Raw genomic sequence first — 13,065 nt, forward strand, 5'->3', positions numbered from 1 at the left:
AGGTCGACGGCGATGGCTCAAGAACAGACGCAGCGTGCCGGTGGCGGCGAAGACGACGAAACCACTGGTGGCGACGGCAGTGCCGGCCAGGAACGTCGTGAGAAGCTCGCTGCAGAAACCGACGACCTGCTCGACGAGATCGACGACGTGTTGGAAGAGAACGCCGAGGACTTCGTCCGTGCCTATGTCCAGAAGGGCGGCCAGTGACGGTGGATCGCGCGCCCCGGATCACCGACGGGGACACACGGTTGAGCTTCGGCTCGAATCTGTCGTCATTCTCGGAATACCTTCGGGTGCATGCACCGGAGCATCTTCCGCAGAACCGCTTCGCCGACACAGGAGGTGTTGTCATGGGCGGGGGAGACGTAGCTCCGCACGGCACCACCATCGTCGCGATCAGCTATGCGGGTGGAGTTCTGCTCGCGGGTGATCGCCGAGCGACGATGGGCAACCTCATCGCCAGCCGTGACGTGCAGAAGGTGTACGTCACGGACGACTACTCGGCTGCGGGTATCGCCGGTACGGCCGGGATCGCAATCGAACTGGTCCGGCTCTTCGCGGTCGAGCTCGAACATTACGAGAAGATCGAAGGCGTCCCACTCACGTTCGACGGCAAGGCCAATCGACTTTCGTCGATGGTTCGAGGAAATCTCGGAGCAGCGATGCAAGGTTTGGCGGTCGTGCCATTGCTCGTGGGTTACGACCTGGACGCCGTCGATCCGTCGAGGGCCGGTCGCATCGTCTCCTACGACGTCGTCGGTGGGCGATACGAGGAGCGCGCGGGCTATCACGCAGTCGGATCCGGTTCCCTGTTCGCGAAATCGGCGCTCAAGAAGCTGTATTCCCCGGGAATCGACGAGGACACCGCGCTTCGGTTCGCGGTCGAGGCGCTGTACGACGCGGCAGATGACGATTCGGCTACCGGTGGTCCTGATCTGACACGCGGGATCTATCCGACAGCGGTCACCATCACCTCGGCCGGTGCCGTGGAGTTGTCGACGGCCAAGGCTGCCGAGATCGCAAGGGAGATCGTCGCGGCTCGTACTGCGACAGCGAGTCCGGAAGGGGAGTCTGCGCTATGACGATGCCGTACTACGCATCAGCCGAACAGATCATGCGCGATCGTTCGGAATTGGCGCGCAAGGGAATTGCCCGCGGACGCAGCGTCGTCGTTCTCACCTACCGCGACGGAGTGCTCTTTGTCGCCGAGAACCCGTCGAGGGCGCTGCACAAGGTCAGTGAACTGTACGACCGTCTCGGATTTGCGGCAGTGGGCAAGTACAACGAGTTCGAGAATCTGCGCCGCGCGGGCATCGTCCACGCCGACATGCGTGGGTACTCGTACGACCGTCGGGACGTCACGGGGCGTTCCCTCGCCAATGCGTACGCACAGACCTTGGGAACGATCTTCACCGAGCAGCCCAAGCCGTACGAGGTCGAGATCTGCGTTGCCGAGATCGGCCGTTTCGGGAGTAGTACGCCGGCTCAGCTCTACCGGATCACGTACGACGGTTCCATCGCGGACGAGCAGGAATTCGTGGTCATGGGCGGTACAACCGAACCGATCGTGACGGCGATGCGCGAGTCCTACCAGCGAGACCTCGACCTCGAATCCGCGGTGCGGCTCGCGGTCGGGGCGCTTCAAAAGGGCGGTCCGGCGCCGGCCGGAACCACTGAGGCGGAACCGCGAACACTCGATGTGAGTGCACTCGAGGTTGCCGTTCTCGACAGCAACCGTCCACGCCGTGCGTTCAAAAGAATCGCTGGTTCGGCATTGGAAGAGATGCTTCCAACTCCGGCAGCAACTGAGGACGCGCCGCCGGCAAACGGCGACGCACCCTCGTAGTTGCTGCGTCGGTCTGGGAGTTACTGCAGGTCTGGAGTTACTGAGTGATTCTGTAGACGGCCACCGCGCCCGGTTCGGTGTCGAAATCGAACCGGCGCGCGTCTGCCACCACTTCACCGTCGGTGGCGATGGCGACCGGTGAATCGGCCACTCGAACCGACATCGAGGACACGAGTTCGCGAACGTAGACCCGCGAGCTGCCCAATGTTCCTGTGGCAGCAGCAAACAGCAGGCGTGAACGCGAGAACTTCTTGTCCGCGCGCAAGTAGCGGACGTCGAGCAGTCCACGGTTCATCTCCGGACGCGACATCGGCACCTGATCAGCGGGGGAGTATCGCCCGTTTCCGACGAACAGCATCCAGATGGTGGTCCGCTTCCCGTCGATGGTGACAGTCATCGGCTCTGCCGCTGCGAGAACCCGGATCATTGCAGCACCAGCGGCCGGCCACTTACCGAAACGCGGTTCCCACTTTTCCCTCAGACGCACAGCGTCCGGGTATCCTCCCAGGCTGGCTGTGTTGAGAAACCGTGCAGTCACTCCGGAATCCGTGCGCACCACCGCGTGGTCGACAAATGCCGCCTGACCGGACTCGACTGCCTGTGCGGTCTCCTCGACATTCACCGCCCCGACGTCGCGGGCGAAATGGTTCAACGTTCCGCCGGGAAAGACGGCAAGTGGTAGCTCGTGCTTTGTCGCCGCGGTCGCGACCGTGACCACTGTTCCGTCGCCGCCGCATACTCCTAACGCTTTCGGCGAGAGTTCGGGGATCTTGGCATCGATCTGCATGTCGAAGTCGATGTCCGCGTCGAACTCGTAGACGATGGCCTCCGGTAGCAGTTCTCGAATCGATTCCACGATCCCGTCGTCCTCGGAGCCTGAACCAGGATTGGTGAAGACCAACAAGCCTTCTCCGCGCGCGAGCGCGGGAACCACACACTCGGGTCCGAGTTCGGCGGGTTCTTCGTCTCGCACCGCCCACCAACGACGTGTGCCGGCAGCGATTGCGCCGCCGACCGCGAGGCCTGCGAAGACGTCGGACGGCCAGTGCACTCCGTTGTGAACGCGTGAGTACGCCACTGCTGCGGCCAGTGGCGCGAGTGCGGCGCCCGCCGCCGGGGACTCCATGGCCACTGCCGCGGTGAATGCCGCGGCAGAAGACGAATGCCCGGAGGGGAACGAGGACGACGTCGGAATGTCGACGCCTCGCTTCGGGCTCAGCCAGACACGCGCCGGTGGGCGCCGGCGGGGGAAGAGGGGCTTGAGTATGCCGTTGGCCAGCGCGCTCGAACCTGCCAGCGCGAGCATCCCACGTGCCGCTGCCCTCCTGGGGCGGCCACCGATCATCGCGAGCAAGGCCGCGACAACCATCCACAAAACGCCGTGATCGGCAGCTCTGGAGAGAAACCGCATGGTCGGGTCGAGCACGGAAGGGCGCAGTGCTCCAGTGCTTTCCATGACTTTGACGTCGCTTCGGACAACTTTTCGGCGAATAAGGCTCACACCGTCACACTATGCCGCCGCCCGACGTTGTCGAGTCGTGACTTACGACGCGATCGAAGTACACGGGTGAACCTCGCATTCTGGTTGTAGTGTCGAAGTGTGCAGAGACGAATCATGGGTATCGAGACGGAATTCGGCGTTACCTGCACCTTTCACGGGCACAGGCGACTGAGCCCCGACGAGGTTGCTCGTTACCTCTTCCGTCGTGTCGTGTCGTGGGGTCGCAGCTCCAATGTCTTCCTCCGTAACGGAGCCCGCTTGTACCTGGATGTGGGTTCGCACCCGGAGTACGCGACCGCAGAGTGCGACAGCCTCATCCAGTTGGTCAATCACGACCGTGCCGGTGAGCGAGTGCTCGAAGAACTGCTGATCGACGCCGAGGCGAGACTCGCCGAGGAGGGGATCGGCGGCGACATCTACCTCTTCAAGAACAACACCGACTCGGCCGGAAACTCGTACGGATGCCACGAGAACTTTCTCGTCGCGCGCGCCGGTGAGTTCTCCCGCATTTCGGATGTCTTGTTGCCGTTCCTCGTCACGCGCCAGTTGATCTGCGGCGCCGGCAAGGTGCTGCAGACGCCGAAGGCCGCGACGTTCTGCCTCTCGCAGCGTGCGGAACACATCTGGGAAGGTGTCTCGTCGGCGACCACGCGCTCGCGTCCGATCATCAACACCCGCGACGAACCGCATGCCGACGCCGAGAAGTACCGCCGACTGCACGTGATCGTCGGCGATTCGAACATGGCCGAAACAACGACGATGCTCAAGGTCGGTTCTGCAGCACTCGTGCTCGAGATGATCGAAGCCGGGGTTTCGTTCCGCGATTTCGCTTTGGACAACCCGATTCGTGCCATCCGCGAGGTGAGTCACGACGTGACGGGTAAAAAGCCTGTCCGTCTAGCTGGTGGTCGTCAGGCCAGTGCCCTCGATATTCAACGCGAATACCACGCCAAGGCAGTCGAACACCTGCGTAACCGCGAACCGGACCCGCAGGTCGAGCAGGTAGTCGACCTGTGGGGTCGCACCCTCGATGCCGTCGAAGCTCAGGATTTCGCGAAGGTCGACACGGAGATCGACTGGGTCATCAAGCGCAAGCTGTTCCAGCGTTACCAGGACCGTCACGGTTTCGACCTGTCCGATCCCAAGATCGCGCAGCTCGACTTGGCGTACCACGACATCAAACGCGGCCGGGGTGTCTTCGACGTGCTGCAGCGCAAGGGCTTGGTCAAGCGGGTCACCGAGGACGAGACGATCGACGATGCCGTCGAGAATCCGCCGCAGACCACGCGCGCTAAATTGCGAGGCGACTTCATCACTGCAGCCCAGGCCGCAGGCAGGGACTTCACGGTCGACTGGGTTCACCTCAAGCTCAACGATCAGGCGCAGAGAACGGTGCTGTGCAAGGATCCGTTCCGTTCCGTCGACGAGCGTGTCGAGCGTTTGATCGCTTCGATGTAGGTCACCCATTTTCACGATTTACAACACGGCAGGTCTGTTTTGCGGCGACGCGCCGGGCACGAAAGTGTCCGGCGCGCGTTCGGTTATCGGATAGCCACTAGGATTTCGGCGTGGCGACATCAAAAATCGAGCGGTTGATGAACCTGGTGATCGCATTGCTGTCCACCAGACAGTTCCTCACGGCGGAGAAAATCCGCGACAGTGTGGCCGGGTACAACGATTCCGCGAACTACGAAGCGTTCAGTCGCATGTTCGAACGCGACAAGAACGAACTTCGTGACCTGGGTGTCCCGTTGGAAACCGGTCTGGCAGGACGGTTCTCGACGGTCGAGGGTTATCGGATCAATCGCAACGCTTATGAGCTTCCGGACGTGGACCTCACCAGCGAGGAATCTGCTGCGGTTGCTGTCGCCGTGCAGTTGTGGGAGTCGCCGGAACTGATTTCGGCAGCCCAGAGTGCACTACTCAAACTCCGAGCGGCCGGCGTCCAGGTCGACTCAGAAGTCAGTGCCGCGCCGGTCACGGCGATTCCCGCGCGCACCCGGGGTTCGGAGCCCGCGCTCGGCAAGCTGCTTGCAGCCGTCGACGCCGGCCGAGCAGTTCATTTTCAGCACCGCGGCGCATTGAACGAACCGTTCACCGAGCGCACCGTCGAGCCGTGGGGCGTCGTCACGCACAACGGCAAGTGGTATCTGGTCGGGCACGACGTCGACCGTGATGCGGTGAGGACCTTCCGGCTCTCCCGGATCGGTGACGATGTCAGGGAGTTCGGCCCGGCCGGTTCGGTTCACAAACCCGAAGGTGTTGATCTTCGCGAGGTCGTCGACCGCGTGACCGGATCGGGAGTCGTCACCGGAACCGCCACGGTCTGGGTCGCAGACGGCCGCGCACATGAGCTTCGGCGGCTTGCGACGTCGTCGTCCGATCGGCGGCTGACCGATCGTGATGGCAGCGTGCTGGCCATTCCCGTCCGATCCTGGGAATGGACCGCTCGGTTGATCGCCGGTCACGGTTTGGATGCACTGGTGTTGGACCCACCGGATTTGCGTGCTGAGGTCGTCGCGAAGCTTCGCGCCGCCGCGGCGAGCCCGGCCACCAGCAATGACGGACAGGGGGACAACTGATGAGCAATCGACTGTCATCGCGGTTGGCACGGCTGCTCAACCTCGTGCCGTACTTCATCGCGAATCCGGGCATCAGTCCCGCCGAGGCCGCCGAGGAACTCGGCGTCAGCACGACTCAACTGATGACCGATCTGAATCAGCTGTGGGTGTGCGGACTGCCCGGGTACGGTCCCGGCGATCTCATCGACCTGTCCTTCTCCGAGGAAAGTATCGAGGTCACGTTCTCGGCCGGGATCGATCGCCCGCTGCGCCTCACCTCTACCGAAGCGACGGCATTGCTGATCGCGCTTCGGTCGTTGGTGGAAATGCCGGGCATGGTCGATCCGTCGTCGGCCCAGCGCGCTATCGCGAAGATCGAGGACGCAGCAGGCTCGGCCGCGGCACGAGCTATCGGTCAGGGCCGGGATACATCGCCGGCGCCGGACATCGCCGAAGACCCGATCGCCGCGACGGTCAGAGCCGCGCTCGCAGACAAGACCGCCCTGCGATTGACGTATTACTCGGCCTCGCGTGACGCGGTCTCCGAGCGCATCGTCGATCCCGTTCGTATCGTGTTGGTCGACAACTACAGCTACCTCCAGGCCTGGTGCCGTCAGGCCGAGGGTGTGCGGTTGTTCCGATTCGATCGGATCGATGCCGCCGTCCAACTCGACGAGCCGGCCGACCCGCCGCCGCAGGCCCTCGAGGAGGATTCGAATCTCGAGTTGTTCAGCGGCGACGGTTCCCTTCCGGAAGCACGGTTGTTCATCACCAAAGAGTGGGTGTGGATGCTCGACTACTACCCGATGGACGTCGAGCACGTGAACGACGACGGGTCGGTCGAGGCGACGATGAGTTTCGGCACACTCGAATGGATGGCAAGGCTGGTGTTGGGATTCGGTGAGGGAGTTCGGGCCCTTCATCCGCCGGAACTGGTCTCCGAAGTCCATGATCGGGCCGTTGCGGCACTCGACGCCTACGACGTAATCGGTTCGTAAAAGTTGGGGAAACTCCGCGTTCAGTGGGTTCGCAGGAAACAAACAGGTAAAAGGTAGCTGAAGTAAGTGCTTTGACACCTCCGAGCGCCGGTTGTGTCCGGTAGCATCGAGGAATCTGATCATGGGAGGTCGTTATGGGTGCAATGCAGCCGATGCATTGGCTGATTGTCGCTGTTGTCGTCGTAATTCTGTTCGGGTCGAAGAAGCTTCCCGATGCAGCACGCGGTCTGGGTCGTTCACTCCGCATCTTCAAGAGCGAAGTCAAGGAAATGCAGAACGACGATGCGGCGCCCGCAAGCGCGCCGGTCGCACAGCCTGCTCCGGCACAGTTGCCGACGGCCAACACCGCGGTGGTCGCAAACGGTGCAGCAGCACCTGTTGCGCAGCCGACCGAAGTCAAGCCGCTCTAGTACACACTGCGTTCTAGCCGGGGTGAAATATTCGTTCACCCCGGTTGTCTGCTGACCAAGACCAGGATGCACAGTGCGTATTCCGTTAGATCCGCGTAACCGCAAGCGGAAGGTCAACCCAGACGGCACCATGTCGTTGGTCGACCACCTGTACGAATTGCGGACTCGTTTGTTGTTCGCATTCCTCGGCGTGATCATCACCACGGCGTTCGGCTTCTTCTGGTACTCACACTCGATACTCGGTCTCGAGAGTCTGGGCGATCTGCTTCGTGGACCGTACTGCGAGCTTCCGTCCGAGAGTCGCGCCAACCTCAGCACCGACGACGCGTGCCGATTGCTGGCGACCGGGCCGTTCGAGCAGTTCATGCTGCGATTCAAAGTGGCGCTCACCGCCGGCATCGTTCTTGCCTGCCCGGTGTGGCTTTACCAATTGTGGGCATTCATCACCCCGGGCCTCTACGCCAAAGAACGTCGATACGCGGTCGGATTCGTCACCGCCGGTGCCGCTCTCTTCATTCTCGGCGCGATCCTGGCGTACCTCGTCGTGGCGAAGGCTTTGCACTTCCTCCTGACCATCGGTGACAACGTCCAGATCACCGCGCTCAGTGGTTCGGAGTACTTCGGCTTCATCATCAACCTGCTGCTCATCTTCGGTGTCAGCTTCGAAATTCCACTGCTCGTCGTCGTGCTGAACTTTGCCGGCATTCTGACGTACGAGCGTTTGAAGGCCTGGCGTCGAGGATTGATCTTCGGGCTTTTCGTATTTGCTGCAGTCGCCACGCCGGGTTCGGATCCGTTCTCGATGCTGGCGCTCGCGCTGGCCCTGACGCTTCTCTTCGAGGTCGCTGTTCAGATCGCTCGCCTCAACGACAAACGTAAGGCCAAGCGAGCCGGTGAAGACTGGGGCGCACTGTCCGACGAGGAAGCGTCCTCCATCTCGTCTCCGTCCGATCTGAACGAGGCTTTCGACAATCCGACCAAACCCAAGGCCGAATCGAGTGGATTGTTCGGACGTAAGTCCAAGTCCAAGGCTCCGGTTGCGGAGAAATCCGACACCGGCGGCGACAACGCGCCCGGTCAGGATTTCACTGACACCCTCTGAGCGCCGTGCCACCACGTCGGCGGCGTGTGAAACCCTGACGAGGTGGTTATGAACAAGAGTGAACTGAGCACGTTTGCGTCCAGCCTGAAGTTCGAACTCGATCCATTCCAGGTGAAGGCATGCGTTGCGCTCGAAGCGGGCCACGGAGTCCTTGTCTGCGCGCCGACCGGCGCAGGCAAGACCGTGGTCGGCGAGTTCGCTGTCCACCTGGCTCTCGCGGCGGGCCGCAAGTGTTTCTACACGACGCCGATCAAGGCGTTGAGTAATCAGAAGTACGCAGAACTCGTCGAGCGGTACGGCCCGAGCGAGGTCGGCCTGCTGACGGGTGATTCGAGTATCAACTCCGACGCACCGGTGGTCGTCATGACCACTGAAGTCCTGCGGAACATGCTCTACGCAAATTCCGAGGCACTGCGCGGGCTTTCGCACGTCGTCATGGACGAAGTGCACTACCTGGCGGACCGGTTCCGTGGTGCGGTGTGGGAGGAAGTGATCCTGCACCTGTCCGAGGATGTTCGGCTGGTGAGTTTGTCGGCGACCGTGAGCAATGCCGAAGAATTCGGCTCCTGGATGGAAACTGTCCGCGGCGACACCACCGTGGTCGTCGACGAGACGCGGCCGATCCCGCTGTGGCAGCACATCATGGTCGGTCGACGGATCTTCGATCTCTTCGACAGCCGCAGTCATCCTGCCGCTGGGCCGAAGACCGTGCTCGTCGATCAGGATCTGGTTCGCCACGTCAAGCAGCGTCAGGCTCTCGAACGCGTCGAGAGCTGGCAGCCGCGTGGCCGCGGGCGTCGTGGCAGCTACCAGAGTTCCAACGATTTCCGACCCTTGCCACGACCTGACGTCATCGCGCAGCTGGACCAGTCCGGACTGCTCCCGGCGATCACCTTCATCTTCAGCCGCGCCGGTTGTGATGCGGCTCTTGCACAGTGCCTGCGGTCCCGACTGGATCTGACTTCGCCGGAGCAGGTTCGCGAGATCGACACCATCATCGATAAACACACCGGGGAACTACCCGAGGAGGATCTCGAAGTTCTCGGATATCGGGACTGGTGCAAGGCACTGCGACGCGGACTGGCCTCTCACCATGCCGGCATGTTGCCGGCATTTCGCCAGACAGTCGAGGAATTGTTCGTCAAAGGTCTCGTGCGTGCGGTCTTCGCGACCGAGACGCTGGCCCTCGGCATCAACATGCCGGCACGCACGGTGGTCCTCGAACGTCTGGTCAAGTACAACGGTGAATCGCATGCCGAACTGACACCGGGGGAGTACACGCAGCTGACCGGTCGGGCAGGCCGACGCGGCATCGACGTCGAAGGGCACGCTGTGGTCCTGTGGCAGCCCGGGGTCGAGCCCACGGATGTCGCCGGCTTGGCGTCGACCCGGACGTTCCCGCTCCGCAGTTCGTTCCGCCCCTCGTACAACATGTCGATCAACCTCGTCGAACGCATGGGCGCGGCCGATTCACGGAAGCTGCTCGAGCGTTCCTTCGCACAGTTCCAAGCGGATCGCTCGGTGGTCGGCCTGGTGCGTGGCATCGAGCGGAACGAAGAAGCACTGAAGGGTTTGCAGGAGAAACTCGGCGGTGCGGACGGCGAATACTTCGAATACGCGTCGTTGCGTGAGCGGCTCAGTGCGCGCGAGCGCGCGCTCGAACGTAAGGGCCGCGAAGACCGACGCGGAGATGCGGTTGAGTCCCTCCGTGCACTCGCCCGCGGTGACGTGATCGCAATTCCCATCGGTCGTCATTCCGGGGTGGCAGTGGTTCTCGTCCCGGACAACGATCCGAAGGACCCGCGTCCGCTGGTTCTGACTGCCGATCAGTGGGCCGGCCGACTCTCCTCGGGTGATTTCCCGGAAGCAGCCGACGTTCTGGGAAAGATGCGCCTGCCCAAGCATGTCGATCACCACACCGCAAGGATCCGGCGCGATCTGGCCTCGGCATTGCGTAGTACCGGGATCAGTGCTCCCCGGCGGAAGAAGCGTCACAAGGCGGGCGCGTCCGAGGACGCCGAGGTCGCTACTTTGCGACGCGCTATTCGCTCGCATCCGTGCCACAGCTGGCCCGATCGTGAACATCTGAGCCGGATCGGTGAGCGCTACAACCGGCTGGCCCGGGAAACGCAGTCGATGAGGGAAAAGGCAGCGGCCACCACCAACTCGTTGGCGCGGACGTTCGACCGCATCATTGCGCTACTCAAAGAGCGTGAGTACATGACTGCCGAAGCAGCGCCCGAAGTCACCGAATCCGGACGACGACTCAGCCGCATCTACTCCGAAAGCGACCTTCTGGTCGCCGAGTGCCTGCGGACCGGGGCGTGGACAGGTCTCAGCCCGGCCGAGTTGGCGGCCGTCGTCTCCTCGGTGGTCTACGAATCACGTCGGGACGGCGACACCGTTGATCGGGTGCCGACAGCGGCGCTTCGTCACGCCCTCAACGACACTCAACGATTGTGGAGCGAACTGCGGTCGGACGAGATTCGCCACAAGCTGCCGCCGACGCGGGAACCGGATCTCGGATTCGTCACCGCCGTTTATCACTGGGCGAGTGAGAACTCGCTTGTCGACGCACTGATCGCGGCCGGAGTGCAGGGCCGTGCGTTGTCTGCGGGTGACTTTGTACGTTGGTGTCGTCAGGTGATCGATCTGCTCGATCAGGTCCGCCTGACATCGACGGATGCCGACGTCGCGAAGACTGCGGCGCGGGCGGTAGCTGCAATTCGTCGCGGGGTAGTTGCTGTCGACGCAGCATGACCGCAACTATGTGGTTTGATTCGCAGACTGGTATTTCGAGTGGGAGGCGAACATGAGCGGGCCTTACGGACCGAACGATCCGAATCGGCAATGGGGTCCTGGTGATCAGCAGCAGCCGAACGAGCAGCAGTGGGGGCAGAATCCTCAGCAGCCGGGCGGTCAGCAGCAGCCTGGTCAGCAGCCCGGCCAGCAGCAGCCGTGGGGTCAGCCTGGTCAAACACCGCAGCCCGGTCAACAACCCGGCCAGCAACAGCCGTGGGGACAACCTGCCTACGGCCAGCCCGGGCAGCCTGGTGGTCAGCCTGCGTACGGTCAGCCGCAGCAACCTGGACAAGGACAACCCGGCCAGCAACAGCCGTGGGGACAACCTCAGCAGCAGCCTCCCGCTCAGCCGTGGGGTCAGCCGGGGCAACAGCAGGCACCTGACGCAACCCAGGCCTGGGGTCAGCCGCCTGCTGCCGCACCTCAGCAGGCATGGGGCGCCGCCGCTCCCGGCCAAGCGCCGGGACAGCAGAATCAGTGGAACCAGGCTCAGCCGTTCCCGAGTCCCGGTGCGCCCGGAAACCAGTCGGGTAAGTCGAAGAAGCCCTTGATCTTCGGTGCGATCGGTGTTCTCGTCGTTCTTGCTGCTGTCGTGGTGGCCCTGGTGTTCGGTGTCTTCGGCAAGAACACACTCGATCAGAGCGCGGCTCAGGCCGGCGTCGAGAAGATCGTCACCGAGTCCTACGGGGCAAAGAACGTGAGCAACGTTCAGTGCCCCGCGGATCAGGAAGTCAAGTCAGGCAACAAGTTCACCTGCACGCTTTCGATCGCGGGTGTGAAGTCGAACGTGACTGTGACGTTTGTCGACGACAACGGCACGTACGAGGTCAGCCGCCCGAGCTGACGCTCTACTGGTCGGAACGGCCTGCCGCCGCAGCCTCGAGCGCGGCGGCAAGCCGTCCGGCCGAACGCTCGATGTTCAGCGAGGCCGCCACTTCCTCGAAGCGTGCGGGATCGACGGGGGCCGCCGGGAGTTGGTCGTCCTTCGAGAACTGAACGTCCGCGTCGCGAACCACTCGTACTACCGGCAACGCAGCATCAAGGTAAGCGATGGCCTCTGGTGAGGTGAGTTTTGCGCGAATTCCCTTGGCCATGTCGGATTCCGGATCAGCTGCGGCCGCGCGAAGTCCGGCCAACGAGCCGTAGCGCAGCATCAGCGTCGACGCAGTCTTCTCACCGACACCCTTGATGCCGGGTAGACCGTCGGAGGCGTCTCCGCGCAGTACCGCGAGTTCGGCGTATGCCTCGCCCGCACGGTCACCGGGTACTCCGTACTTCTCGGCAACCTCGACCGGTCCGAAGAGTTCGGCCTTGGACAAGCCACGGCCCACGTAGAGGACACGAACGGGCACGTACTCGTCGGTGACGACCTGCAAAAGGTCTCGGTCACCACTGACGACGACGGTGAGATCTTCGCGCTCGGTGGCGGCGAGCGTTCCCAGCACGTCGTCGGCTTCGAGTCCGACGGCACCCGCTGTCGCGATTCCTGCTGCTGCGAGCACGTCCATGATCATGTCGACCTGAGGCGTCAACGTGTCCGGAACTTCTTCGGACGAACCGTCAGAGCCTTCTTCGACGCGATGCGCTTTGTACGTCGGGACTGCATCGACGCGGAACTGCGGTCGCCAATCCAAGTCCAGGCACACCGCGAGACGACTCGGCTGGTGTTTGGTGATCAGGGAAGCCACCATGTCGGTGAAACCGCGCACGGCGTTGACAGGTCTTCCGTCGGGGTCGACGAATGACTCGGGCAGCGCGTAGAACGCACGAAACCACAGGCTGGCACCGTCGAGGAGAAGCAATGGCCCACTCATGGTCACCATCCTGCCAGTCGGCACTAACCTG

General features: G+C 62.7%; 12 protein-coding genes. 10 read left to right on the forward strand and 2 right to left on the reverse strand.

Annotated elements, in window-relative coordinates; translation table 11 throughout:
- The first annotated feature begins 12 nt into the window (after positions 1-12).
- The 3 genes from EEB12_RS00500 to prcA are packed head-to-tail and all read left to right on the forward strand — an operon-like array spanning position 13 to position 1,846.
- Complete coding sequence (locus tag EEB12_RS00500; RefSeq protein ID WP_003944925.1) at positions 13-207, forward strand: ubiquitin-like protein Pup; 195 nt, start codon at positions 13-15, stop codon at positions 205-207.
- The gene (gene prcB, locus EEB12_RS00505; protein ID WP_019748515.1) at positions 204-1,082 is read left to right on the forward strand and encodes a proteasome subunit beta; all 879 of its coding nucleotides are present in this window, start codon (positions 204-206) and stop codon (positions 1,080-1,082) included. The genes EEB12_RS00500 and prcB overlap by 4 nt, the downstream gene beginning before the upstream one ends.
- Positions 1,079-1,846, forward strand: a complete 768-nt coding sequence (gene prcA / locus EEB12_RS00510; RefSeq protein WP_019748514.1) for a proteasome subunit alpha — start codon at positions 1,079-1,081, stop codon at positions 1,844-1,846. The genes prcB and prcA overlap by 4 nt, the downstream gene beginning before the upstream one ends.
- A 37-nt stretch (positions 1,847-1,883) precedes the next feature.
- On the opposite strand, the gene EEB12_RS00515 is transcribed toward prcA, so the two are convergent.
- Positions 1,884-3,302, reverse strand: a complete 1,419-nt coding sequence (locus EEB12_RS00515; RefSeq protein WP_021344323.1) for a phosphatase PAP2 family protein — start codon at positions 3,300-3,302, stop codon at positions 1,884-1,886.
- A 144-nt stretch (positions 3,303-3,446) separates the two neighbouring features.
- On the opposite strand from EEB12_RS00515, the gene pafA reads away from it, so the two are divergent.
- The 7 genes from pafA (at position 3,447) to EEB12_RS00550 (ending at position 12,064) form a co-directional block, all read left to right on the forward strand.
- Positions 3,447-4,805 (forward strand): Pup--protein ligase, encoded by a 1,359-nt coding sequence (pafA, locus tag EEB12_RS00520; RefSeq protein WP_007729869.1) that lies wholly within the window; start codon positions 3,447-3,449, stop codon positions 4,803-4,805.
- A 110-nt stretch (positions 4,806-4,915) separates the two neighbouring features.
- On the forward strand, positions 4,916-5,929 hold the full coding sequence (locus EEB12_RS00525) for a helix-turn-helix transcriptional regulator (RefSeq protein ID WP_019748512.1): 1,014 nt from the start codon (positions 4,916-4,918) through the stop codon (positions 5,927-5,929).
- Entirely contained in the window at positions 5,929-6,906 is a 978-nt protein-coding gene (locus tag EEB12_RS00530; protein WP_021333486.1) for a helix-turn-helix transcriptional regulator, read from the forward strand. Before EEB12_RS00525 ends, EEB12_RS00530 begins: the two co-directional genes overlap by 1 nt.
- Before the next feature lie 134 nt (positions 6,907-7,040).
- The gene (tatA, locus tag EEB12_RS00535; RefSeq protein ID WP_003944836.1) at positions 7,041-7,316 is read left to right on the forward strand and encodes a Sec-independent protein translocase subunit TatA; all 276 of its coding nucleotides are present in this window, start codon (positions 7,041-7,043) and stop codon (positions 7,314-7,316) included.
- A gap of 73 nt (positions 7,317-7,389) precedes the next feature.
- Positions 7,390-8,418 (forward strand): twin-arginine translocase subunit TatC, encoded by a 1,029-nt coding sequence (gene tatC, locus EEB12_RS00540; RefSeq protein ID WP_019748510.1) that lies wholly within the window; start codon positions 7,390-7,392, stop codon positions 8,416-8,418.
- A 48-nt stretch (positions 8,419-8,466) separates the two neighbouring features.
- Positions 8,467-11,178 (forward strand): DEAD/DEAH box helicase, encoded by a 2,712-nt coding sequence (locus tag EEB12_RS00545; RefSeq protein WP_031331528.1) that lies wholly within the window; start codon positions 8,467-8,469, stop codon positions 11,176-11,178.
- 52 nt (positions 11,179-11,230) lie between these two features.
- Positions 11,231-12,064, forward strand: a complete 834-nt coding sequence (locus EEB12_RS00550; protein ID WP_020907805.1) for a DUF4333 domain-containing protein — start codon at positions 11,231-11,233, stop codon at positions 12,062-12,064.
- Positions 12,065-12,068: 4 nt separating this feature from the next.
- Here EEB12_RS00550 and EEB12_RS00555 read toward each other — a convergent pair whose 3' ends face one another.
- Positions 12,069-13,034, reverse strand: a complete 966-nt coding sequence (locus EEB12_RS00555) for a 5'-3' exonuclease (RefSeq protein WP_029538151.1) — start codon at positions 13,032-13,034, stop codon at positions 12,069-12,071.
- Positions 13,035-13,065 lie beyond the last annotated feature (31 nt).

The sequence above is a fragment of the Rhodococcus sp. WS1 genome (assembly GCF_003797745.1).
GTDB classification, from domain to species: domain Bacteria; phylum Actinomycetota; class Actinomycetes; order Mycobacteriales; family Mycobacteriaceae; genus Rhodococcus_F; species Rhodococcus_F erythropolis.